The organism is Pseudomonas sp. St290 (genome assembly GCF_018325805.1).
GTDB lineage: Bacteria > Pseudomonadota > Gammaproteobacteria > Pseudomonadales > Pseudomonadaceae > Aquipseudomonas > Aquipseudomonas bijieensis.
The window spans coordinates 5,795,025-5,817,961 of the sequence record NZ_AP014703.1; the positions used below are offsets into that span (position 1 = coordinate 5,795,025).

At 60.8% G+C, this 22,937-nt stretch carries 20 protein-coding genes and 4 tRNA genes; 5 read left to right on the forward strand and 19 right to left on the reverse strand.

The genetic code is table 11. The features are described from left to right. Positions 1-98: 98 nt before the first annotated feature. The 7 genes from PBDP_RS25365 to rluD form a co-directional block, all read right to left on the reverse strand. Positions 99-175: transfer RNA gene (locus tag PBDP_RS25365), tRNA-Pro, on the reverse strand. A 93-nt stretch (positions 176-268) separates the two neighbouring features. Continuing rightward, a tRNA-Lys gene (locus PBDP_RS25370) sits at positions 269-344 on the reverse strand. Between the two features lie 5 nt (positions 345-349). Further along, positions 350-426, reverse strand: a tRNA-Pro gene (locus PBDP_RS25375). A gap of 7 nt (positions 427-433) precedes the next feature. Next, positions 434-509, reverse strand: a tRNA-Asn gene (locus PBDP_RS25380). A 299-nt stretch (positions 510-808) separates the two neighbouring features. Next, complete coding sequence (gene clpB / locus PBDP_RS25385) at positions 809-3,373, reverse strand: ATP-dependent chaperone ClpB (RefSeq protein ID WP_053125348.1); 2,565 nt, start codon at positions 3,371-3,373, stop codon at positions 809-811. 129 nt (positions 3,374-3,502) lie between these two features. After that, positions 3,503-4,228: a peptidoglycan editing factor PgeF gene (gene pgeF, locus PBDP_RS25390; protein WP_212801469.1), complete on the reverse strand. Its 726-nt coding sequence runs from the start codon at positions 4,226-4,228 to the stop codon at positions 3,503-3,505. Next, complete coding sequence (rluD, locus tag PBDP_RS25395; protein ID WP_116833478.1) at positions 4,225-5,187, reverse strand: 23S rRNA pseudouridine(1911/1915/1917) synthase RluD; 963 nt, start codon at positions 5,185-5,187, stop codon at positions 4,225-4,227. Before rluD ends, pgeF begins: the two co-directional genes overlap by 4 nt. Positions 5,188-5,338: 151 nt before the next feature. Here rluD and PBDP_RS25400 point away from each other — a divergent pair, with 151 nt between their 5' ends. The 4 genes from PBDP_RS25400 (at position 5,339) to PBDP_RS25415 (ending at position 9,636) form a co-directional block, all read left to right on the forward strand. Beyond that, the gene (locus PBDP_RS25400) at positions 5,339-6,355 is read left to right on the forward strand and encodes an outer membrane protein assembly factor BamD (RefSeq protein WP_092204245.1); all 1,017 of its coding nucleotides are present in this window, start codon (positions 5,339-5,341) and stop codon (positions 6,353-6,355) included. A gap of 125 nt (positions 6,356-6,480) precedes the next feature. Continuing rightward, the gene (locus PBDP_RS25405) at positions 6,481-6,714 is read left to right on the forward strand and encodes a PP0621 family protein (protein ID WP_109756371.1); all 234 of its coding nucleotides are present in this window, start codon (positions 6,481-6,483) and stop codon (positions 6,712-6,714) included. Next, the gene (locus tag PBDP_RS25410; RefSeq protein WP_109756372.1) at positions 6,704-8,293 is read left to right on the forward strand and encodes a two-component system sensor histidine kinase NtrB; all 1,590 of its coding nucleotides are present in this window, start codon (positions 6,704-6,706) and stop codon (positions 8,291-8,293) included. The genes PBDP_RS25405 and PBDP_RS25410 overlap by 11 nt, the downstream gene beginning before the upstream one ends. After that, positions 8,290-9,636, forward strand: coding sequence for a sigma-54-dependent transcriptional regulator (locus tag PBDP_RS25415; RefSeq protein ID WP_163856580.1), 1,347 nt, complete (start codon positions 8,290-8,292; stop codon positions 9,634-9,636). The genes PBDP_RS25410 and PBDP_RS25415 overlap by 4 nt, the downstream gene beginning before the upstream one ends. Before the next feature lie 174 nt (positions 9,637-9,810). Here the strand turns inward: PBDP_RS25415 and PBDP_RS25420 are convergent, their stop codons facing one another. The 8 genes from PBDP_RS25420 to PBDP_RS25455 form a co-directional block, all read right to left on the reverse strand. Continuing rightward, positions 9,811-10,176, reverse strand: coding sequence for a DUF6124 family protein (locus tag PBDP_RS25420; protein WP_109756374.1), 366 nt, complete (start codon positions 10,174-10,176; stop codon positions 9,811-9,813). 432 nt (positions 10,177-10,608) lie between these two features. Next, positions 10,609-11,709, reverse strand: coding sequence for a glycine oxidase ThiO (gene thiO, locus PBDP_RS25425; protein WP_116833482.1), 1,101 nt, complete (start codon positions 11,707-11,709; stop codon positions 10,609-10,611). Positions 11,710-11,765: 56 nt separating this feature from the next. After that, the gene (locus PBDP_RS25430; protein ID WP_109756376.1) at positions 11,766-12,167 is read right to left on the reverse strand and encodes a type IV pilin protein; all 402 of its coding nucleotides are present in this window, start codon (positions 12,165-12,167) and stop codon (positions 11,766-11,768) included. 10 nt (positions 12,168-12,177) lie between these two features. Then, positions 12,178-15,276 (reverse strand): pilus assembly protein, encoded by a 3,099-nt coding sequence (locus PBDP_RS25435; protein WP_212801470.1) that lies wholly within the window; start codon positions 15,274-15,276, stop codon positions 12,178-12,180. Next, a complete protein-coding gene (locus tag PBDP_RS25440) occupies positions 15,263-15,733 on the reverse strand; it encodes a pilus assembly PilX family protein (protein ID WP_212802538.1) in 471 nt (156 codons plus the stop codon). The genes PBDP_RS25435 and PBDP_RS25440 overlap by 14 nt, the downstream gene beginning before the upstream one ends. Positions 15,734-15,753: 20 nt before the next feature. Then, positions 15,754-16,470 (reverse strand): PilW family protein, encoded by a 717-nt coding sequence (locus PBDP_RS25445; protein ID WP_212801471.1) that lies wholly within the window; start codon positions 16,468-16,470, stop codon positions 15,754-15,756. After that, a complete protein-coding gene (gene pilV / locus PBDP_RS25450) occupies positions 16,467-16,928 on the reverse strand; it encodes a type IV pilus modification protein PilV (RefSeq protein ID WP_116833483.1) in 462 nt (153 codons plus the stop codon). Before pilV ends, PBDP_RS25445 begins: the two co-directional genes overlap by 4 nt. Next, positions 16,925-17,398, reverse strand: a complete 474-nt coding sequence (locus PBDP_RS25455; RefSeq protein WP_212801472.1) for a GspH/FimT family pseudopilin — start codon at positions 17,396-17,398, stop codon at positions 16,925-16,927. Before PBDP_RS25455 ends, pilV begins: the two co-directional genes overlap by 4 nt. A 189-nt stretch (positions 17,399-17,587) precedes the next feature. Between PBDP_RS25455 and PBDP_RS25460 the strand changes: the two genes are divergently transcribed. After that, positions 17,588-18,127, forward strand: coding sequence for a GspH/FimT family pseudopilin (locus PBDP_RS25460; RefSeq protein ID WP_212801473.1), 540 nt, complete (start codon positions 17,588-17,590; stop codon positions 18,125-18,127). Here PBDP_RS25460 and ispH read toward each other — a convergent pair. The 4 genes from ispH to ileS all read right to left on the reverse strand — a co-directional run bounded on the left by ispH (position 18,081) and on the right by ileS (position 22,931). Further along, positions 18,081-19,028, reverse strand: coding sequence for a 4-hydroxy-3-methylbut-2-enyl diphosphate reductase (ispH, locus tag PBDP_RS25465; RefSeq protein WP_134925881.1), 948 nt, complete (start codon positions 19,026-19,028; stop codon positions 18,081-18,083). The two genes, PBDP_RS25460 and ispH, sit on opposite strands and share 47 nt — an antisense overlap. Before the next feature lie 136 nt (positions 19,029-19,164). Beyond that, a complete protein-coding gene (gene fkpB / locus PBDP_RS25470; RefSeq protein WP_116833486.1) occupies positions 19,165-19,602 on the reverse strand; it encodes an FKBP-type peptidyl-prolyl cis-trans isomerase in 438 nt (145 codons plus the stop codon). Next, entirely contained in the window at positions 19,595-20,107 is a 513-nt protein-coding gene (gene lspA / locus PBDP_RS25475; RefSeq protein ID WP_109756384.1) for a signal peptidase II, read from the reverse strand. The genes fkpB and lspA overlap by 8 nt, the downstream gene beginning before the upstream one ends. After that, positions 20,100-22,931, reverse strand: a complete 2,832-nt coding sequence (gene ileS / locus PBDP_RS25480) for an isoleucine--tRNA ligase (RefSeq protein ID WP_109756385.1) — start codon at positions 22,929-22,931, stop codon at positions 20,100-20,102. Before ileS ends, lspA begins: the two co-directional genes overlap by 8 nt. Positions 22,932-22,937 lie beyond the last annotated feature (6 nt).

Below are 22,937 nucleotides of genomic sequence, written 5' to 3' on the forward strand. Positions count from 1 at the left end.
TCGGTGGGTTATCGGCAGGTTGTACGATGACTTAAGGCTATCTGCTTTATCACAGGCAAAAAAAATCCCCGTATCTTTCGATACGAGGATTTTCAATATGGTCGGGGTAAGGGGATTCGAACTCCTGACATCCTGCTCCCAAAGCAGGCGCGCTACCGGACTGCGCTATACCCCGGTAAAAAAAAGGCGACCTTCGCAAGTCGCCTTCTCGATCAGCGCTTTTGGCCTCTGATCTTAAGATTCGATTCCAGCGAACTGGTTTCAAAAATGGTGGGTCGTGTGGGATTCGAACCTACGACCAATTGGTTAAAAGCCAACTGCTCTACCAACTGAGCTAACGACCCAAATATGGTCGGGGTAAGGGGATTCGAACTCCTGACATCCTGCTCCCAAAGCAGGCGCGCTACCGGACTGCGCTATACCCCGATTGAAATGGCTCCGTGACCAGGACTCGAACCTGGGACCCAATGATTAACAGTCATTTGCTCTACCGACTGAGCTATCACGGAACTGATATTTCAAGTTACAACGTTGAAGCTAGCTTCAACCTCTTCTACCCTTACGCATCGCTGCGTTCGTGTGTCTGAGGCGCGCTATTCTACAATCTTCAAAACCTCTGTCAACCCCTTAAATTGCTTTCAAGACAATGATTTGCAACTTATTTTGGATTCCTTCTCAGTGAGAAGTCGTCCTTGGGGTGACTGACTGCGGGGCGCACTTTACAAGCCTTTTCCTTTGAGTTCAACGGCCTGATGAAAAAAATGGCCTCGCAAAGCGAGGCCATTCCAATTGCAGGCAATGCCGGCTTTCAGTTGAAGACGATTTCGTCGTTCTCCACCGTACCGGTCACGGTTTCACCCGGCATGAAGCGACCCGACAGGATCAACTGCGCCAGCGGGTTTTCGATCCAGCGCTGGATCGCCCGCTTCAGCGGCCGTGCGCCATAGACCGGGTCGTAACCCACGGCAATCAACTTGTCCAACGCCTCATCGCTCAACTGCAGTTTCAGCTCACGCTCGGTAAGACGGCTGCGCAGGCGACCCAACTGGATCTCGGTAATGCCGGCAATCTGATCGCGGGCCAACGGCTCGAAGATCACCACTTCGTCGACCCGGTTGATGAACTCTGGCCGGAAGTGGGTAGAGATCGCATCCATCACCGCAGCGCGCTGCGCCTCGCGGTCACCCACCAGTTCCTGGATCTGCGTCGAGCCCAGGTTGGAGGTCATCACGATCACCGTGTTACGGAAATCCACCGTGCGCCCGTGGCTGTCGGTCAAGCGACCATCCTCCAGCACTTGCAGCAGGATGTTGAACACATCCGGGTGCGCCTTCTCGACTTCATCGAGCAGGATCACCGAGTACGGTTTGCGCCGCACAGCCTCGGTCAGGTAGCCACCCTCTTCATAGCCGACATAACCTGGTGGCGCACCGATCAACCGTGCCACGGAATGTTTCTCCATGAACTCGGACATGTCGATGCGCACCATGGCCTCTTCCGTATCGAAGAGGAACTCGGCCAACGCCTTGCACAATTCAGTCTTACCGACACCGGTAGGGCCGAGGAACATGAACGAACCACTCGGCCGGTTAGGGTCCGACAGCCCGGCGCGGGAACGGCGCACGGCGTTGGACACCGCCACCACCGCTTCTTCCTGACCAATCACACGCTGGTGCAGCAGGCTTTCCATCTTCAGCAGCTTGTCACGCTCGCCTTCGAGCATTTTCGACACCGGAATACCGGTCCACTTGGAGACCACTTCGGCGATTTCTTCCTCGGTGACCTTGCTGCGCAGCAACTGGTTTTCGCTCTTGCCGTGCTGGTCGACCATCTGCAGGCTGCGCTCCAGGTCCGGGATCACCCCGTACTGCAGCTCGGCCATGCGATTGAGGTCGCCTTTACGGCGCGCCGCTTCCAGCTCCTGGCGGGACTGTTCGATCTTCTGCTGGATCTGCGCCGAGCCCTGGACTTCGGCTTTCTCCGAGTTCCAGATTTCCTCGAGGTCGGAATACTCGCGCTCATGGCGAACGATTTCTTCCTGCAGCCTTTCCAGACGCTTCTTCGCCGCTTCGTCGCTTTCTTTCTTCAGGGCCTGGGACTCGACCTTGAGTTGAATCAGGCGCCGCTCCAACCGATCCAGCACTTCAGGCTTGGAGTCGATTTCCATGCGGATGCGGCTGGCCGCCTCGTCGATCAGGTCGATGGCCTTGTCCGGCAATTGGCGGTCGGTGATGTAGCGGTGGCTGAGCTTGGCCGCCGCGATGATCGCGCCATCGGTAATCGCCACCTTGTGGTGAACTTCATAGCGTTCTTTAAGGCCGCGCAGGATAGCGATGGTGTCCTCTTCGCTCGGCTCCTCCACCAGTACTTTCTGGAAGCGCCGCTCAAGGGCCGCGTCTTTCTCTATATATTGGCGGTACTCGTTGAGCGTGGTCGCGCCGACGCAGTGCAGCTCGCCACGAGCCAACGCTGGCTTGAGCATGTTGCCGGCGTCCATCGAGCCTTCACCCTTGCCCGCACCGACCATGGTGTGCAGTTCGTCGATGAACAGGATGATCTGCCCTTCCTGCTTGGACAGTTCATTGAGCAGCGCCTTGAGCCGCTCTTCGAATTCACCACGGTATTTGGCGCCGGCGATCAAGGCCCCCATATCCAGGGACAACAGCCGCTTGCCCTTGAGGCCATCCGGCACTTCGCCGTTGATGATGCGCTGGGCCAGGCCTTCGGCGATGGCGGTTTTACCCACGCCTGGCTCACCGATCAGCACCGGGTTGTTCTTGGTGCGGCGTTGCAGCACCTGGATCGTGCGGCGGATCTCGTCGTCACGGCCGATCACCGGGTCGAGTTTGCCTTCTTCGGCACGCTTGGTCAGGTCGACGGTGTATTTATCCAGCGCCTGGCGCGACTCTTCGTGGTTGGCGTCGTTGACCGCTTCGCCGCCACGCAGGTTGTTGATGGCATTTTCCAGGGCTTTCTTGCTCACGCCTTGGCCAAGCAGGAGTTTGCCGAGCTTGCTGTTTTCGTCCATGGCGGCGAGCAGCACCAGCTCGCTGGAAATGAACTGGTCGCCCTTCTGCTGGGCCAGGCGATCGGCCTGGTTGAGCAGCCGCGCCAGATCCTGGGACATGTTCACGTCACCGGTCGGATTCTGGATCTTGGGTAACTGGTCGAGTTCTTTCGCCAGTTCTTTGCGCAGGCTGTTGACGTCAAAGCCGACCTGCATCAGCAGGGGCTTGATGGAACCGCCCTGCTGTTCGAGCATGGCTTGCATCAAATGCGCCGGTTCGATACCGGGATGGTCCAGGCCGACGGCCAGGGACTGGGCATCGGACAGGGCCAACTGTAATTTGCTGGTTAAACGATCAATACGCATGGGTCACCTTCCTTTTGAGCAGGCCGGACCTAAACACATCCTGAATGAAGAAACCTGCCAGATACCCTTATAGATGTGGTCGATTCTGGAAGTTTCAAGCAGCGCAGCCTTGATGCAGATCAGCGAAGTCTAGCGCTCGATCCAGATCAGCGAGGCGAAGCGACCGGTGCACGGATTGCGGCGGTAGGAAAAGAAACGAGGGTCGGTCACGGTGCACAGGCCACCACCGTACACCGCAGTGACACCGCGCACCGCCAGCCGCAAGCGGGCCAACTGATAGATGTCGGCCAGGAACTTGCCGGCGTTGGGGCTCGCGGCGAAAGCTTTTACCGCTTCAGGCAGTTGCGCGATGAAGGCTTCACGCACCTCCGGCCCAACTTCAAACGCTTGCGGACCAATGGCCGGGCCGAGCCAGGCGAGGATTTCATCCGCAGGCACGGCAAGGCTGTCGAGGGTGGCCTCCAGCACACCGTTGGCCAGCCCGCGCCAACCGGCATGGGCCGCTGCGACGCGGGTGCCGGCACGGTTGCAGAACAGTACGGGCAGGCAGTCCGCCGTCATTGACGCGCAGGCGATACCCGGTGTGTCGGTCCAACTGGCATCGGCGGTCGCTACCTGGGTGGGGTCAGCCTCGACCACGGCAATGCCGTGGACCTGCTGCAACCAGGCCGGGGTGATGGCGAACTGATCGGTGAGACGACGGCGGTTTTCGGCGACAGCCGTGGGGTCGTCGCCCACATGGTCGCCCAGGTTGAGGCTGTCGAACGGCGCCAGGCTGACGCCGTCCCCTCGGGTGGTGACGCAGGCCTTGACCCGGGCCGGCGCAGGCCAGTCGGGTATCAGCCAGTCACTCATCCGACGAACGCCTCGCGGTCCTGCTTGAGCAACGTCAGCAGCCAGACAAAGTCATCCGGCAACGGCGACTCCCAGCTCATGCGCTTGCCGGTCGTCGGATGATCCAACTCCAGGAAACGCGCGTGCAGCGCCTGGCGCGGGAAATTCTTCAGCGATTCGACCATGGTCTGGCTGGCGGCCGGCGGAATGCGGAAGCGACCGCCGTAGGCCGGGTCACCCACCAACGGAAAGTTGATGTGGGCCATGTGCACACGGATCTGGTGGGTACGCCCGGTTTCCAGCTTGACCCGCACATGCGTGTGGGAACGGAAGCGTTCAAGCACACGATAATGGCTGACCGCCTGCTTGCCGCCCTCCATCACCGCCATGCGCTGGCGCTGCTGGCCATGACGGCCAATCGGTGCGTTGATCTTGCCACCGGCGGTGACCACGCCGATCACGATGCACTCATAGATACGGCTGACGCTGCGGCTTTGCAACTGAGTGACCAGTTGTGTCTGCGCCTGGATGGTCTTGGCCACCACCATCAGACCGGTGGTGTCCTTGTCCAGGCGATGCACGATGCCGGCACGCGGCACATTGATGATGTCCGGTACATGGTGCAGCAAGGCATTGAGCAACGTCCCGTCGGCATGACCGGCAGCCGGGTGCACCACCAGGCCCGCCGGCTTGTTGATCACCAGGATGTCGTCGTCTTCATAGACGATGTCCAGGGCGATGTCCTGGGCGACCCATTCTCCCTGGGCCTCCTGCTCGGCGGTCAGCTCGAGGATGGCGCCGCCATGGACGATGTCGCGCGGGCGGATCACCGCCCCATCCACAGTCAGGCGGCCGTCCTTGATCCAGGCGGAAAGGCGCGAGCGCGAGTGCTCGGCAAAGAGTTGTGCGGCGACTTGATCGAGGCGTTGGCCGCCCAATTCGGACGGCACCTCTGCGCGAAGTTCTATTTTATCGGACATGCTCGGACTGGGCGTCGGCACAGCCTTTGGTTTCGGCTGCGCGCTTGTGGTTAAATACGGCGTCTTTTGCCCCGAGGCTTTTCAACGGGGCGCTCATCATAACAGGACGGCCCCGCCCAAGACAGCGGCCGTCATAGGGACGCAAGCCGCCATGCAAGTGAAACACCTGCTGCTGATCGCCATCCTCGCATTGACTGCTGCTTGCTCGTCGAAGGAAGTCGTAGACGAAAACCTGAGCGAAGTCGAACTGTACCAACAGGCGCAGAACGACCTGGATAACAACAGCTATACCAGCGCCACCGCCAAGCTCAAGGCCCTGGAGTCGCGGTATCCGTTCGGTCGCTACGCCGATCAGGCCCAATTGGAACTGATCTACGCCAACTACAAGAACGCCGAGCCGGAAGCCGCCAAATCCGCCGCCGAGCGCTTCATTCGCCTGCACCCGCAGCACCCGAATGTCGATTACGCCTATTACCTCAAGGGCCTGACCTCCTTCGACCAGGACGTCGGCCTGCTGGCGCGTTTCCTGCCGCTGGACATGACCAAGCGTGACCCGGGCGCCGCGCGCGACTCCTACAATGAGTTCGCCCAGCTGACCAGCCGCTTCCCCAATAGCCGCTACTCGCCGGACGCCAAGCAGCGCATGATCTACCTGCGCAACCTGCTGGCGTCCTACGAAATCCACGTAGCCGACTACTACCTGACTCGTCAGGCCTACGTCGCCGCTGCCAACCGCGGTCGCTACGTGGTGGAAAACTTCCAGGAAACCCCCTCGGTGGGCGACGGCCTGGCCGTGATGACCGAAGCCTACCAGCGCCTGCACCTGGACGACCTGGCGGCCACCAGCCTGGAAACCCTCAAGCTGAACTACCCGGATCACCCATCCCTGGTCGATGGCCAGTTCACCCCGCGGGTCGACGAAGCGGACAACCGTTCGTGGCTGAGCAAGGCGACCCTGGGCCTGATCGAGTCGCGTCCGCCGCTGCCGCCGGGAGAGACTCGCGCCAACCAGGACGTGCAACGCCAATTCCAGGATGCCAAGGAAGCCATCCCGAACGAACTCAAGCCCAAGGATGAAAATGGCGACGTGATCGAAGAAGAAGAGCCTGAGAACGAGTCCAGCGACCGCTCCTGGTTCAGCCACCTGACCTTCGGCCTGTTCGACTGAGACAGGGGCATCAGCAAAAAGGGAGACCCGACGGTCTCCCTTTTTTGTACCTGGCTTTTATTGCGCTGTGCGCCGTTCCTGTCCTTGGCTAAACTGCCGGATCATTAGCCAAAAAGCCGCCCATCATGCTTCGTTTACTGTTCTGGATCGCCCTGATTGCCGCCGCGGTATGGTTCTGGCGCAAGCTCAAGAGCACCTCTTCCCCATCGCAGGCACCCCGCGAGCAGGACGCTCCCCCCATGGTCCGTTGCGCTCATTGCGGCGTACACCTGCCTCGCGACCGGGCACTGGCCCTCGAACAACAATGGTATTGCAGCCAGGCTCACCTCGAGCAAGGCCCGGGCACTCGTGAGCGCTGAGACCTCAAGCCCGCGCGAAAAACAGACGCAGCGTCTGCTGCGTCTCTATCACCTGTACCGCCTGAGCATCGGCATCACCCTGGTGCTGCTGATCTCCAGCAAACTGGACAATCGCCTGCTGGAGTTCGCCAACGACGACCTGCTGCGCAGCGGCAGTTGGTTGTATCTGGTGCTGAACATCCTGCTTGTAGTGTTCCTTGAAAACACTCGCCGCCCTGCCCGGCTGTTCGGCCTGGCCCTCACCGACGTACTGCTGCTTTCGTGGCTGTTCTTCGCCGCAGGCGGTGTGCCCAGCGCCATCGGCAACCTGCTCATCGTCTCGGTAGCCATCGGCAATACGCTATTGCGAGGCCGAGTCGGCCTGTTGATCGCCGCTGTCGCCACGATCGGTATCGTCGGCTCGACTTTCTTCCTCGGCCTGAGCGACTCGAACCGCCCCAGCAGCTACCTGCAAGCCGGAACCCTGGGGGCACTGTGCTTCGCCGCCGCCCTGCTGGTACAAGGCCTGACCCGACGGCTGGAAGCCAGCGAAACCCTGGCTGAGCAACGGGCCAGCGAAGTGATCGGCCTCGAAGCACTCAACGCGCTGATCCTGCAACGCATGCGCACCGGCATCCTGGTGCTGGACCGCGAACGTCGGGTACAACTGGCCAACGAAAGCGCCTTGAACCTGCTGGGCATGCACGACCTGGTCGGCCAGCGGATCGATGACTACTCCGTCGCCCTGGTCGAACGTCTGCAACTGTGGCTGAACAACCCTAGCCTGCGCGCGCAGAGCCTGACCATCAGCGGCACGGGCCTGGCACTGCAACCGAGCTTCATCGCCCTGGGCCACAACGAGCAACATCAGATCCTGGTCTTCCTCGAAGACCTGGCCCAGGTTGCGCAGCAGGCCCAACAACTCAAGCTAGCCTCCCTCGGGCGCCTGACGGCCGGCATCGCCCACGAAATCCGCAACCCCCTGGGCGCCATCAGCCACGCGGCGCAATTGCTGCGCGAATCCGAGGAACTGAACGACGCGGATCGGCGTCTGACGCAGATTATTCAAGATCACTCTCAACGAATGAATCGCGTCATTGAAAACGTCCTGCAACTGTCTCGCCGCCAGCAAACCACACCCCAACGCCTCGATCTGCGGACCTGGCTCGAACAGTTCGTCCGACAGGCCCACGAAAGCATGGCCGAGCACCAGCAATTGCACCTGAGCATCGATCCGGGCGACTACACCACGCTGATGGACCCCGACCAGTTGACCCAGGTACTCGACAACCTGCTGCGCAACGCCTGGCGCCACAGCGCAATGGCCCACGAACAGGCCGAGGCCTGGCTGAAACTGTTCATCGATCCCCACAGCCAGCTGTCCACACTGGACATCATCGACAACGGCCCCGGCGTGACTCCAGAACAGCAAGCGCACTTGTTCGAGCCCTTCTTTACCACCAGCAGCCAGGGCACCGGCCTTGGGCTCTATCTGTCCCGTGAGCTGTGCGAAAGCAACCAGGCCCGCCTAGACTTCAAACCACGCCAAGGCGGCGGCTGCTTTCGCATCACCTTTGCTCACGGACGGAAACAGATTTGAATATTCGCTCACGGCAACGAATCCTGATCGTCGACGACGAACCGGACATCCGCGAACTCCTGGACATTACCCTGGGCCGGATGAAACTCGACACCCGCAGCGCCAAGAACCTGGCCGAGGCCCAAAGCCTGCTGGCGGGGGATACCTTCGACCTGTGCCTGACCGACATGCGCCTGCCCGATGGCACCGGCCTGGAACTGGTGCAGCACATCCAGCAGCGCTACCCGCAACTGCCTGTGGCGATGATCACTGCCTACGGCAGCCTGGAAACCGCCATCGACGCCCTCAAGGCCGGCGCCTTCGACTTCCTGACCAAGCCGGTCGACCTGGGTCGGTTGCGGGAGCTGGTCAGCAGCGCCCTGCGCCTGCCGCCGGTCGCTCTTCCGGCAAGCACTATCGAGCGTTGCCTGCTGGGTGACTCCCCGCCGATGCGCAATGTGCGCAAACAGATCGAAAAACTCGCTCGCAGCCAGGCACCGGTGTACATCAGCGGGGAATCGGGCTGCGGCAAGGAACTGGTCGCCCGGCTGATCCACGAACAGGGGCCCCGTTCAAACCAGGGTTTTGTGCCAGTCAACTGTGGGGCGATTCCCACTGAGCTGATGGAAAGCGAGTTTTTTGGCCATCGAAAAGGCAGCTTCAGCGGCGCCATCGAAGACAAGCCCGGGCTGTTCCAGGCCGCCCACGGCGGGACCTTATTCCTTGATGAAGTGGCCGACCTGCCCCTGGCTATGCAGGTCAAGCTACTGCGGGCGATCCAGGAAAAGGCCGTGCGCGCTGTTGGCGGCCAACAGGAAGAAGTGGTGGACGTGCGAATCCTCTGCGCCACCCACAAGGACCTGGATGCCGAAGTCGCCGCCGGGCGCTTTCGCCAGGATTTGTATTACCGGCTAAATGTCATCGAACTGCGCGTCCCGCCCTTGCGCGAACGTCGCGAAGACATCGAACCGCTGGCCAATCACATGCTCCAGCGTCTGGCGGCCAACACCGGTAGTCCACCGGCCAAGTTGCATCCCCAGGCGTTGGACGCTCTCAGGAATTACCGCTTCCCGGGCAACGTGCGGGAACTGGAGAACATGCTTGAACGTGCCTACACCCTTTGCGAACAGCAACAGATCGAAGCCGACGACCTGCGCCTGGCCGAGGGTAATAGTACTACTGAGGCGGGCAATCCCGATTTGATGCAGGTCGACAACCTGGAGGATTACCTGGAAGACGTCGAGCGCAAGCTCATCCTCCAGGCCCTGGAGCAAACCCGCTGGAACCGCACGGCGGCGGCGCAGCGGTTGAAGTTGTCGTTTCGGTCGATGCGGTATCGGTTGAAGAAGTTGGGGTTGGATTGAGCCGCGGTTTCGAAGCCCGCGCCTGCCTCTGTGGCGAGGGGATTTATCCCCGTTGGGCTGCGAAGCAGCCCCAAAGCAGCGACTCAATCAACCTCACACTCCGAGATCTCAGGTCCCAGCGGGAGCAAGCTCTCTCGCCACAGGTTCGGCGTTCACCCTCTGTAACGCCGCTCTCTAGCCCTCCGGCAGAGGTACCCGCTCGTCCAGAACACGATTGGCCAATAACTCACTCAACTCAATCAATTGCTGTACCCCCAAGGCTATATGTCGCCGCGAGCCTTCAAGTTCGAAGGCCAGGTCGCTGATCGTTGCATTGGCGCAGGCCAGGGTTTCGCTGAGGTTGGTGAGGAGGCATTCGGTGTCGATGCCGTCCACTACAGTGAATAACTGGTTTGAGGTTGGTTTCTTTTTGGCTTCGGGTTTTGGGCCGAGGTAATAGTCGAGGGCGCGTTTGGCGGCTTCATCAAGCCCTTTTGGATTAAGGCTGGAGTCAGGAGAAGTGTTATTGGTTTCTGAAGGTGGTAGGGGTTTGTCACTCATTGCGGTACTCCAAAGAGGGAATGGATTACCAAGTTTTTCGGGCCGCGACACCCGGACGCTGAATTGGCAGCGACGGGAAAAGGTTAGCCAGAGTTCTTCCCACCCGGCAACCGCCAGAGCTCGTCGGAAAATTCGGCTCGAATCAGAATCTTGTCCGACCATTCCCACAAAGCCTGGTTGGCTGTGAGGGCGGGGTGTATATCCGTTTCTGCGGTAACGGCTGCTTAGGGTTCCGCTCTTACATGAAGAGCGGAACCGCCAGTAGCCGTTACCGCGGCAATGGATATGTCCTCAGTCAACAACATCCTGACCGACTGTCAGGCCGCCATCGCGAGCAAGCTCGCTCCCACAGTTGGATCTGAATATGGCCGGAAGTAACAGGTCGGCTTTAAGGCCGCCTCGTCACCAAAACTCCCGAGCCAAAGCCGAGCCCTACAAGCGCCCCGCCGGCGCATAAGGCGCAGGATCAATCACAGGCTCAAGCCCCAACATCAAATCCGTAAACAACCGACACGACGCCGGCGCCAACACCAACCCATTGCGATAATGCCCACAGTTCAACCACAACCCCGCCACCCCAGGCACCTCGCCGATATAAGGAATGCCTTCGGGCGATCCGGGCCGCAGCCCAGCCCAATGCCCAACCACCTCAGCATCGGCCAGTTCCGGAATAAGTGCCACCGCCGAAGCCTTCAGACTCTCCAGCGCAACATCAGTCGGGGTCTTGTCAAAGCCTTCGCGCTCCAGCGTGCTACCAACCAGGATATGCCCATCACGACGCGGAATCGCATAACGTCCTTTGGCCAGCACCATGCTCGACAGAAAATCCGACGCGCACTTGTACAAGATCATCTGACCCTTGACCGGCTCGACCGGCAACTTCAAGCCCAATGTCTTGAGCAGCTCGCCACTCCAGGCACCGGCGGCCAATACCACCTCATCGCCACGAATTTCACCGGCCGAACTGTGCACCCCCACCACTCGCCCGCCATCACGGATGAACCCGCTGACTTCACAGTGTTCATGCAACGTGACATTCGGCAGCGCCAACAATGCAGCCTTGAGGGATTTCACCAACCGGGGATTACGCACGTTGGCCACGTCGGCCATGTAGATCGCCCGGGAAAAACCCGCGCCCAGCACCGGCACCGCATCGTGGACAATTGAGATATCCACAGCCCGCAACGGACGCCCTTCCCGTTCGGCCCAGGCCAGCGCTTCTTCCTGGTCATCCAGGTCCAACCAATACAATCCGGTGACATGCACTTGCGGATCGACCCCGGTCGCCGCGAACAAGCGCTCGCCCAGTTGTGGATAAAAATCCTGCGACCAGTGGGCCAACGCCGTGACCGCCGGGCTATAGCGCCATGGATACAACGGCGACACGATACCGCCGCCAGCCCAGGAGGATTCCTGGCCGACACTGGAGCGGTCCAGCAGCACCACGCGCTGCCCTTCGGACGCCAGATTGAACGCTGTCAACAGGCCAATGACTCCGCCGCCGACAATCACCACTTGCTGTTGCCTGGTCATGTTCTGATTCGACTCATAAGACAGAGGGCGCAAGGCTGCGCCCGAATAAAAGAAACTCAGCGGCCCCAGCAATCCTTGGTGGTCAGCCCGGCAGCAGCGTTGATCATGCTCCGCACACCGGTATTGTTGATCGTGAAGTCACCGCATTTGTCCGTGGCCATGGACGAGCCACTCTTGCGCACGGCGGTCAGGGTGAAGCTCTGGTCTGCCAGGGTCGGGGTAATGGTGTAAAAATCGTTACCGCTGCTCAGGCCGGTCGCGTTGGTGTAGACGTTGTTCTTCGAGTAGTAGCGCTCGAGGATCTGCGCCTGCTCCGACAATAGCCCGGCGATTTCAGTGCGTCGGCCCTTCTTCATGTATTCGGTCAGGCTCGGATAGCCGACGGTGATCACGATACCGATGATCGCAATCACGATCATGATTTCGATCAAGGTGAAACCCCGGTTGGATCTGCGCATGCCTTGCCTCTCACTGTATTTGCCGCCACATGATGCGACGGCTGCCGCCCACGGATTTTTCCAGCAACTCGGTGATATTGCCGCTGGAATCGTTGACGATCATGTTGGTAGCCCCACTGGCGCTAACCACGGCGCTCAAGGTCGGAATACCGCCCGTGAAGACCACCCCGCTGGAAATCGTGTCAGAGCTGTTGAGCTTGCCGTCACCGTTGGTATCGAGCACCGCATAGTTGAGCATCTTACCGTTGAACGCATCCACTTCGATCAGTTTGCCGGTACCAAAGCTGGCGCAAGGGTCGGTGGTGTCCACGGCAGCCGTGGTAAAGACCACGCGCCCGCTCACCAGATTGGCCGGGTTGATCACCCGCTCTCCGGTCAGCACGTTGTTGTACACCAAGGGCAGGTACCAGCCCTTTTTCGAAGGATAAGCCACGTCGGTCTGGCTGGTGGTCACGAACTGCCCCGTACTGCCTGAGAACACCCCCGTGATCGACTGGGCCTGCAGGCTCGACACGGTGATTTGCCCTGCGCCGCCGGTGGCGTCCCAGATCGAATAGAACGCCTGCAAATCCTTGTTGAGCTTGTCTGCCGCTTCGTTGAACTTGCCGGTGCCGAAAAACACCTGGGTGCCACCCTGGGGGTTGTCTGCCAGCAGTGGCTGCACGGTGATCGGCTGGGTTGCCCCGCCGGGTGCGGTGAACAACGGCTGGCCGGCGAACGCCATCCCCCACGCGGTCGGAGAAGTACCACTGAGGTCGAACTTCCACATCCGTCCCTTCAGGTCGCCGCCGTACGCGGACTGCACCACGTTCTGGGAATTGACCCGCAGCTTGACCGACGACAGGCCGTTATCAGTCTCGCTGCTGTTAATGACGATTTTTTTGATCAGCGAACCGTCGCGGATATCCACCACATACAACGCCGCCACACCACTGTTGCTGCCATAGCCATTGCCGATGAACGCCGCCCAGCGACCGTCCGCCAGGCGCGCGACTTCAGGGCGTGCGTAGGCGTAGCCCAAGTCATTGAAGACGTTAGCCGTGTTGGCAACGGTGGGAGCGCTGATTTCCCACAACGCCCGCAACGCATTGCCCGCCGCCGCATCGAACAGTTGCACCGCATAGAACGTCTTGCCGCCAGCCCCCGTTCCGCCAAGGGCGACGGTCTTCCAGGCGCTGCCCGATTGCACATCGAACACGCCGACCTGCCCGTCCACCAAAAACTGATGGCTCACGCCATTGATGTAGTTGATGTCGGCGATATCCTCCAACGAGGACAGCACGCTCGAAGGCATATAGGCATAGCGCCGCGTGCCATTGGTGCTGTTAATGACGCTGAAAAAGCCGTCATTGGCGTTCACCACCAGGTTGGCATTCATGTTCGTTGCCTTGGTCGCCAGGTAGGAGCTGTAGCTGGTGTCGTTGAGCAGGTCCGCAGCGGTCTGGTCATTGGGCGATGCCAGCACCAACGGCGAATTGATGATATCCCCCAGCAACACACTGCGTACCTTCAGGCCGGTTTTGTTGACCCCCTTGCTCCACTCCACCAGGTCATTGCCGGTGATCCCCGTGGGCAGGTTCTGGCTGAGGCTGGTTTGCTGGGCCGGCGAAAAGTTGCCATAGGCCAGGGTCACCGGCACGTTGGTCGCGGTGTTCCAGGATTGATAGATCGGCGCCGTGGCGCTGGGCACGATGGCCGTGTCGGTGGTCCATTGCACCGCTGCCGTGTTGACCGTTCCGGTCGAGTTGAAGCCGAACGCCTTGATGGTGCCGCGCCAATCCTTGGGATCATAGGTGGTCTGGTAGTAGCTGGAGGTGCTGGACAGCGTGGCGGCATTGGTCGTGCCGCCGCCCCCGGAGCCGGCCTTGGAAGTGATGTCGCTCAAGGCCGATGACAGCGCTGAGTTCAGGCCTTCGCTGTCGGTCGCCTGGTAATACTTCCCGGTGCCGTAGCGGGCAGCGTCGGACAACATCGGGTTGGCGGCGGTAAAACCCACGGTATAGGTATTGAGGTATTGCCGGGGAAAATCCGTGGCGTTCCAGCTCTTGCCGGTGGCGTCGGTGCCGGTGGTGCGCATGTCGATATCGAAAGCGAACTTGGCGATGTCGTCCAGGTAAAGCGTGTCGCCCTCGCCATCACCATTAAGGTCGTCGCCATCGTTGTTGATGCCATCCCAATTCGGCAACCGGGCCAAGCCCAGCGGGTCGTTGGTGGGAAACGTTCGGTCAAAGGTGGGCAAGCCGTCGGTGATCACTACACCGAAGTTCTTCTGGCAACGATACTGGATCGGGCTGGTGTAGGTGGCCGGTGTGCTGTTGTGGTACGGCGCCATGCCCCTGAAGTAACGGGTGACCTCGTAATAGCTCTCGGCCAACGGCGTATTGGCGACGGCACCCAAACCGTTGATGGCGCTGATCAGGGCGCTGTAGTTGCTGTTGGCCTGGGTCTGGGTCACGCTGCCGCTGACCGGTGACAGGTCGCTGACCGCGCGAGCGATGTAGCCCCCGGGGCCGGAGTTGCTGAAATTAGGTGGATTGAACGTGGCGAGGCCAATACGCAGGGCACGGTTATTGGCGACCAAGTCGTTGGAGACATCCCGTGCCACGTTGATTCGATAGTCGGTGGGGATAGTGCCGGTGGTGAAGTCCCGGCTCGAGCCGTTGGCCAGGGTCACCAGATACGCCAGGTATTGAGCCGTGTATCGAGTGTCCCCATTACCCACCGGATCGGGTAGCTTTAAGCATACCCGACCGAGGTTGGGTCGATAGAAACCATACCAACCGCTCGAACAGCCCCCACGGAACAGGCTCGCCAGCAAAACATTGCCATCGGTCATATCCAGCTCAAAGACGCTGCTGCAGTTATTCGAGGCGCTACATCCGTATGTGCGCACCTGAGTGGCAGAGGGATCAAACCCCGCCGCCCAGATAATGTTGTTCATACTCCCCGAATCATCGATCAGCAGCATGACATTCGGCGTGACGGCAGCCGCACTCAACAGCGGTGAATCCGAAGGCGTGAAGGCATAAGCCGGGGCCATCAGGTAAAGGCTGAGCAACACCCCCCACAACATCGCTATCCAGCCACGGCGAGCCTCAGTATTTCGCATAGATGCTCTCCACCACGCTGCGCTGGTTATTGCCCACCACCGCCACCGCCGTGATGCGATACAGCGTCGCCGAGGTATTGACCGGCACGTTGACCGCCGCAAGCGTAGTGCCGATGTTCTGCACGCCATAAAACCCGCCGGCAGCGGCAACCCAGAGCACCCCGGACGACGAATTGCGCCCCGCCGCTGTGATGGTCGCCGACTCGGCCGGCGGCGCGCATTGAGTCGCGCTGGTACAGACCGCCAGTGAATAGGTCTCGACCTGCACCGCACTCTCACCCATCCTCAACGCAGCCTCGGCGATCTGGAAGGACTGGTTGCGTTGCATGACGCTGCTGGTCATTTTTTCCTGGAGAGTGGCGCTCTGCATCGACGACAGGCCGATCAGCGTCAGCAGCAACAGGAAAACCAGGCTGACCAGCAGTGCCATGCCACGCTGGCGATGCTTGAGACCCATCGAGATCATCGATCGCCCCCTCATAGAAGCCGGTTGCGCAAGGCGGCAACCACATTGAAGGTCTGCTCGCGCACCGTGTTCCTTGGATCAAAGAGCGTCAGGCTCAGGCGCACGCTGCGGATCAGTGCCGGGTCTGCCGGGTTGCTGGTGTAGCTCGACGCTGCGATGTCCGTGGCGCTGGCGGCCATGCCGAACGTCACGTCGAACGCCCGCACGTTGTCCACCAGCACCGACAGCGTCGGCGGATTGCCGGTGCCGCTGCCCAACAGCAATTGGTTGTTGTTGAAGCTGTAGACCAGTCGACGGATCGGGAACGCCAACTGCCCCGTCGCTGGCGCCCGGGCGTTCGAGTAGGCCGTCGCCGAGGTACGGCAATCGGAGACGACGGTCCAGGTCGGCAGGCTACCGCCACCCCCAATGTCCGCGGTGACCAGGGTCAACCTCCGGTTGGCGTTATCCCAACGGATTGGAGTGGTCTGGCTGGCAGCGAAACTGTTATCCGTCGAGGCATCGATGATGGTCGCCAGGCAGCCGAACATGCCCACCATGCGAATTTCCTGGACCATTTTGCTCAAGGCAAACCGCGCGTCCTCCTGAATCACCGCGGCGGCATTCTGGCTGACGTAGGTATTTTTGGCGGCAATGAAAATCTGCACGACACTCAGGATGACGATCAGGCTGAGCACCAGCGCGATCATCAACTCGATCAGGCCGAAACCGCGACTGTACCGGTTCATGGCGTCGCCCCCACCGGATCGACGGCGACGCGACTGGTCAGAACAAAGCTGCGCCGCGCCTCGGCCGCGTTGGTGGTGTTGGCGGCGCGTGCGTCGTCCCAGGAAATGGTGATGGTGTAGACCCGCTGATTCAGCGCAATGGTGCCGGTGGCAGTGGCGCCGCCGAAGGCGATGATGTTGGTCTTGAAATCATAAAGGTCCTGGTCCCGGGCCACGCTGAGGTTCGGCGAGCTGGGCGGCGTGATGGTGTAGTCGGCGCCGGAATTGGCGCGAATGCGGTCCAGCAGGTCGTAGGCAATGAAACTGGCCTGGCTGGTCATGCGCGAACTGTCGGTGTACTTGAGCGCATTGAGCTGGATCATCGCCGCCCCCAGCAAGCCGACGCCGAGAATCAGCACCGCCACCAGCACCTCGATCAACGTCATGCCGGCCTGCGCCCTTTTACTGCAACCCTTCATCCGCAACTTCCACCCAATACGATTCTTCCATTGAGGCAAACACTCAGCGTCCTGCTCTGCGCCCCTCGTACATAATTGAAACTCACCGGCGTGGCCGGTGCCGACAACCCGCCAAGGTTGTTGAAATCAATATTGCTCACCTCTGAGGTTAGCGTCAGAGTCGCGCCGCTGCCCATCGCTGGAACAACCCGCAATACATTGGGCGACGAGCCAGTACTGTCATACACCGTCAGTTCGCCACTCCAGACGCTGCCTTGGGCCGTGGGGCGAATTCGCGTGGTGATACCGCGGTCGATCGCCTCCATGCGGGCAAAGTTCAGCGCCCGACGCAGATCGCCGATCTCGGTATCGGCCTTGGTGCTCTGCATCGATCCGGTAAACGCCGGCACCGCCATGGTAATCAGGATCAGCAGCACGCCGAGGGCCACCAGCACCTCGATCAGCGTGAAACCTTTTGTACGAAGATCCATCGGTGCCCTCCGTTGCCGTCGGCTATACCTGCTTGTACACGCTAGAACAAACCACCGCCTTTGTGTGCATCTGTGGTGAGGGGATTTAGCCTTATTGGGGCTGCTACGCAGCCCCACGGGGATAAATCCCCTCGCCACAATGATTCATAAGTCTTGAATCCGCTTCACGCTCTCCAGGGAGGAGACGTCATGTATCAACAGGGCTTCAGCCTGATCGAACTGCTCATGGGACTGGCAATTGCCGCAATTGTTCTGCCGTGGGCCGGCGCGGGCTACAAAGAGCTGATCGAATCCATCGAACGCGAGGACACCGCGCAGTTGCTGATCAGCGGCTTGCGCAGCGCGCGCAGCGAAGCCATTGCCCGCAACCAGACAGTCGTGCTCAGGGGGATAGATGACGATTGGGGCCGGGGATGGCGCATTACCCTGGACGACAAGGACAAGACCGTGCTGATGGAGCGCAGGGCAAGCGCCCGGGTGGCCGGCAACCAGCCGGTGAAACGCAGGGTGAGGTTCGGCAGCCAGGGAGAAGCGCTACACGCCAACGGCGCATTCCAGGCAGGCACGCTGCATGTCTGCGCCAAACGCGGGCCGGTCAGCCACCATCAAGTGGTATTGGCGCCCTCCGGCCGCGTTCGCCTGGAAAGCGTCGAAGCCAAGCAGGCGCTATGCGAGAAAGAACTTAAAGCAAGGAGCGGACGCGCAGCTCTTTCGGCATCGAGAACGTGATGTTTTCTTCGCGACCGGCCAACTCATCGGCACCGGTTGCGCCCCAGGCCTGCAATTGCTGGATCACGCCGCGCACCAGAACTTCCGGCGCGGAAGCACCGGCGGTAATGCCGATGCGTTCGACGCCATCGAACCAACTGCGCTGCATGTCCTCGGCACCGTCAATCAGGTAGGCCGGCGTATTCATGCGCTCGGCCAGCTCGCGCAAGCGGTTGGAGTTGGAGCTGTTCGGGCTGCCGACAACCAGCACCACATCGCATTCGTTGGCCAGTTGCTTGACCGCGTCCTGACGGTTCTGGGTGGCGTAGCAGATGTCATCCTTGCGCGGGCCGCCGATGGCCGGGAATCGAGCACGCAGGGCGTCGATCACACGGCTGGTGTCATCCATGGACAGGGTCGTCTGGGTGACAAAAGCCAGGCTCTCAGGGTTGCGCACCTGCAAGGCCGCAACGTCGTCCTCGTCTTCGACCAGGTAGATCGCACCACCGTTGCTGGCATCGTATTGGCCCATGGTGCCTTCGACTTCCGGATGGCCTTCGTGGCCGATCAGGATGCATTCGCGACCGTCGCGACTGTAGCGCGCCACCTCAATGTGCACCTTGGTCACCAGTGGGCAAGTGGCATCGAATACCTTCAGGCCACGGCCGGCGGCTTCGGTGCGCACCGCTTGGGAAACCCCATGGGCGCTGAAGATCACGATGACGTCGTCCGGCACCTGGTCCAGTTCCTCGACGAAAATCGCCCCACGGCTACGCAGGTCTTCGACGACGAATTTGTTGTGGACCACTTCGTGGCGCACATAGATCGGCGGCCCGAAGACTTCCAGGGCGCGGTTGACGATTTCGATCGCCCGGTCCACACCGGCGCAGAAGCCACGGGGGTTGGCGAGTTTGATTTGCATGCTGTGCCTCGTGTCTGTGGGAGCGAGCCTGCTCGCGATGCGGTGGATCAGTCAACTCGACGGTGGCTGGGACTCAGCTATCGCGAGCAGGCTCGCTCCCACAGGAATTGTGGGGGCAGCCACTGCCCGTTAAACTTTAAAGCGCCTTGACCTCGATAATTTCCACTTCGAAGCTCAAGGTCTTGCCCGCCAGCGGATGGTTGAAGTCCACGGTTACCTGGGCGTCGTCGAATGCCTTCACCACACCCGGCAGCTCGGTATTGGCCGCGTCGTTGAAGATCACCAGCAGGCCCTGGGACAACTCCATGTCCTGGAACTGGGAGCGTGGCATGGTCTGCACGTTTTGCGGATTGGGCTGACCAAAGGCATTTTCCGGTGGAACCACTACGGTGCGCTTGTCACCGGCCTTGAAACCGAAAATTGCCGCTTCGAAGCCGGGCAGCAGGTTGCCGTCACCGACCTTGAACACCGCCGGGGCCTTGTCGAAGGTGCTGTCGACGGTGTCACCGTTTTCCAGGTGCAGGGCGAAGTGAAGCTTCACTTCGGTGTTTTGAGCGATACGCTGCTCAGTCATGGACGGCTTCTCCGGTTTTCTTGCTCTTGAACATGTCCAGGGCGAGCATCACGGCGCCCACGCTGATGGCGCTGTCGGCAAAGTTGAACGCCGGGAAATACCAGCGGTTCTGCCAATGCACCAGGATGAAATCGATGACGTGGCCCAGGGCGATGCGGTCATAGAGGTTGCCCAGGGCACCACCGAGTACCAAGGCCAGCGCCACCGCCAGCCAGGTCTCATTGCGCCCCAGGCGCTTGAGCCAGACCACCAGCACAGCGCTGACCACGACGGCAATCAGGGCGAACAGCCAGCGCTGCCAGCCGGAACTGTCGGCCAGGAAACTGAACGCCGCCCCGGTGTTGTAGGCCAAGGTCCAGCTGAAGTAGTCAGGAATGATCACGATCTGCTGGTACATGGTCAGCGAGTGCTCGAAGTAGTACTTGCTGGCCTGGTCGATGACCAGGACCAGCGCGCTCAACCACAACCAGCCCAGCCGTCCGAAACGGCTCGCCACATTAGGCATAGTGACGAACCTCACCGCTGCCGCTGATGTTGTCCACGCAACGACCGCAGATTTCCGGATGCTCCGGGTTCACGCCAACGTCTTCGCGGCAGTGCCAGCAACGAGCGCACTTGGTGTGGTTCGACTTGACGATCTTGAGCTTCAGGCCGCTGACTTCAGTGGTCACCGCATCGGCCGGCGCCTGCACGAAAGGTGCAACGCTGGCGGTGGAGGTGATCAGCACGAAGCGCAGCTCGTTGCTCAGCCGGGCCAGATCGGCACTCAGGGCTTCTTCGGCGTAGAGGGTCACTTCGGCCTGCAGGTTGCCACCGACGGCCTTGGCCGCACGCTGGATCTCCATTTCCTTGTTGACCGCTGCCTTGACCGCCATCACGCGGTCCCAATACGCACGGTCCAGCTCGAAGCCTTGCGGCAGTTCGGTCAGGCCTTCGTACCAGGTGTTGAGCATCACCGATTCGTTGCGCTCGCCCGGCAGGTATTGCCACAACTCGTCGGCGGTGAACGCCAGGATCGGCGCGATCCAGCGTACCAGCGCTTCGCTGATGTGGAACAACGCGGTCTGGCACGAACGGCGCGCCTTGCTGTTGGCGCCGGTGGTGTACTGGCGGTCCTTGATGATGTCGAGGTAGAAGCCACCGAGCTCCTGCACGCAGAAGTTGTGGATCTTGGAGTAGACGTTCCAGAAACGGTATTCGCCGTAGTGTTCCTGCAATTCGCGTTGCAGCAGCAGGGTACGGTCCACGGCCCAACGGTCCAGCGCGAGCATGTCTTCGGCGGGCAGCAGGTCGGTGGCCGGGTTGAAACCGGTCAGGTTGGAAAGCAGGAAGCGCGCAGTGTTACGGATCCGCCGGTAGGCGTCCGCGCTGCGCTGTAGGATCTGCTCGGAAACGGCCATTTCGCCGGAGTAGTCGGTGGAGGCCACCCACAGGCGCATGATGTCGGCGCCCAGGGTGTCGTTGACCTTCTGCGGCGCGATCACGTTGCCCAGGGACTTGGACATCTTGCGGCCGGACTCGTCGACGGTGAAGCCGTGGGTCAGCAACTCGCGGTACGGCGCGTGGTTGTCGATGGCGCAACCGGTCAGCAACGAGGAGTGGAACCAGCCACGGTGCTGGTCCGAGCCTTCCAGGTACAGGTCGGCACGCGGGCCGCTTTCGTGGCCCATCGGGTGCGAACCGCGCAGCACATGCCAATGGGTGGTGCCGGAGTCGAACCAGACGTCCAGGGTGTCGCTGATCTTGTCGTACAGCGGCGCCTCGTCACCCAAAAGCTCAGCGGCATCCATCTTGAACCAGGCTTCGATGCCTTCGGCTTCGACGCGCTTGGCCACCTCTTCCATCAGTTCGACGGTGCGCGGGTGCAGCTCGCCGCTTTCCTTGTTCAGGAAGAACGGGATCGGCACGCCCCAGTTACGCTGGCGGGAGATGCACCAGTCGGGACGGTTGGCGATCATCGAGTGCAGGCGCGCCTGGCCCCAGGCCGGCACGAACGTGGTGTCTTCGATGGCCTTGAGGGAACGCTGGCGCAGGGTGTCGCCAGTGGTGGGCTGCTTGTCCATGCCGATGAACCACTGCGCGGTGGCGCGGTAGATCAGCGGGGTCTTGTGGCGCCAGCAGTGCATGTAGCTGTGTTCGATGACAGTAGTGTGCAGCAGTGCGCCGACTTCGGTCAGCTTGTCGACGATGGCCGGGTTGGCTTTCCAGATGAACTGGCCGCCAAAGAACTCCAGCGACGGCGCGTACACGCCATTGCTCTGTACCGGGTTGAGGATGTCGTCATTGACCATGCCGTATTTCTTGCAGGTCACGAAGTCGTCGACGCCATAGGCCGGCGCGGAGTGAACCACGCCAGTGCCCGCACCCAGTTCCACGTAGTCGGCCAGGTATACCGGCGACAGACGGTCATAGAACGGGTGACGGAAATTGATCAGCTCCAGCGCCGAACCTGGCGCGGTGGCGACCACCGAACCTTCGAGGTTGTAGCGGGCCAGGCAGGATTCGACCAATTCTTCGGCCAGCACCAGCAGCTTGTCGCCGACGTCGACCAGGGCGTAGTTGAACTCCGGGTGGACGTTCAGCGCCTGGTTGGCCGGGATGGTCCACGGGGTGGTGGTCCAGATCACGATCGCGGCCGGCTTGGCGAGCTTGCCCAGGCCGAAAGCGGCGGCGAGCTTGTCTTCATCGGCAATCGGGAACGCGACGTCGATGGTCGAGGACTTCTTGTTCTCGTACTCGACTTCCGCCTCGGCCAGGGCCGAACCGCAATCGAAGCACCAGTTCACCGGTTTGAGGCCCTTGAACACGAAACCGCCCTCGACGATTTTCGCCAGGGCACGGATTTCACCGGCTTCGTTCTTGAAGTCCATGGTCTTGTACGGGTTGGCGAAGTCGCCCAGCACGCCAAGACGAATGAATTCGGACTTCTGCCCTTCGATCTGCTCGGTGGCGTAGGCACGACACAGCTCGCGGGTCTTGTCCGCGCCCAGGTTCTTGCCGTGGGTCACTTCGACCTTGTGTTCGATCGGCAGGCCGTGGCAGTCCCAGCCCGGGACATACGGCGCATCAAAACCCGACAGGGTCTTGGAGCGGATGATCATGTCCTTGAGAATCTTGTTCAGCGCGTGACCGATGTGAATAGTGCCGTTGGCGTACGGAGGGCCGTCGTGCAGGACGAACTTCGGACGATCCTTGCCAATCTCGCGCAACTTTCCGTACAGGCCAATGCTGTCCCAACGCTGCAGAATCTGTGGTTCGCGCTGAGGCAGGCCGGCCTTCATTGGGAAGGCGGTGTCCGGAAGGTTTAGCGTGGCTTTATAGTCGGTCATTTAAGG

Bases quoted from the DNA above. Each gene is read 5' to 3' on its own strand.
- clpB (WP_053125348.1), bottom strand. From the start codon at position 3,373: ATGCGTATTGATCGTTTAACCAGCAAATTACAGTTGGCCCTGTCCGAT.
- pgeF (WP_212801469.1), bottom strand. From the start codon at position 4,228: ATGAGTGACTGGCTGATACCCGACTGGCCTGCGCCGGCCCGGGTCAAG.
- rluD (WP_116833478.1), bottom strand. From the start codon at position 5,187: ATGTCCGATAAAATAGAACTTCGCGCAGAGGTGCCGTCCGAATTGGGC.
- PBDP_RS25400 (WP_092204245.1), top strand. From the start codon at position 5,339: ATGCAAGTGAAACACCTGCTGCTGATCGCCATCCTCGCATTGACTGCT.
- PBDP_RS25405 (WP_109756371.1), top strand. From the start codon at position 6,481: ATGCTTCGTTTACTGTTCTGGATCGCCCTGATTGCCGCCGCGGTATGG.
- PBDP_RS25420 (WP_109756374.1), bottom strand. From the start codon at position 10,176: ATGAGTGACAAACCCCTACCACCTTCAGAAACCAATAACACTTCTCCT.
- thiO (WP_116833482.1), bottom strand. From the start codon at position 11,709: ATGACCAGGCAACAGCAAGTGGTGATTGTCGGCGGCGGAGTCATTGGC.
- PBDP_RS25430 (WP_109756376.1), bottom strand. From the start codon at position 12,167: ATGCGCAGATCCAACCGGGGTTTCACCTTGATCGAAATCATGATCGTG.
- PBDP_RS25435 (WP_212801470.1), bottom strand. From the start codon at position 15,276: ATGCGAAATACTGAGGCTCGCCGTGGCTGGATAGCGATGTTGTGGGGG.
- PBDP_RS25440 (WP_212802538.1), bottom strand. From the start codon at position 15,733: ATGGGTCTCAAGCATCGCCAGCGTGGCATGGCACTGCTGGTCAGCCTG.
- PBDP_RS25445 (WP_212801471.1), bottom strand. From the start codon at position 16,470: ATGAACCGGTACAGTCGCGGTTTCGGCCTGATCGAGTTGATGATCGCG.
- pilV (WP_116833483.1), bottom strand. From the start codon at position 16,928: ATGAAGGGTTGCAGTAAAAGGGCGCAGGCCGGCATGACGTTGATCGAG.
- PBDP_RS25455 (WP_212801472.1), bottom strand. From the start codon at position 17,398: ATGGATCTTCGTACAAAAGGTTTCACGCTGATCGAGGTGCTGGTGGCC.
- PBDP_RS25460 (WP_212801473.1), top strand. From the start codon at position 17,588: ATGTATCAACAGGGCTTCAGCCTGATCGAACTGCTCATGGGACTGGCA.
- ispH (WP_134925881.1), bottom strand. From the start codon at position 19,028: ATGCAAATCAAACTCGCCAACCCCCGTGGCTTCTGCGCCGGTGTGGAC.
- fkpB (WP_116833486.1), bottom strand. From the start codon at position 19,602: ATGACTGAGCAGCGTATCGCTCAAAACACCGAAGTGAAGCTTCACTTC.
- lspA (WP_109756384.1), bottom strand. From the start codon at position 20,107: ATGCCTAATGTGGCGAGCCGTTTCGGACGGCTGGGCTGGTTGTGGTTG.
- ileS (WP_109756385.1), bottom strand. From the start codon at position 22,931: ATGACCGACTATAAAGCCACGCTAAACCTTCCGGACACCGCCTTCCCA.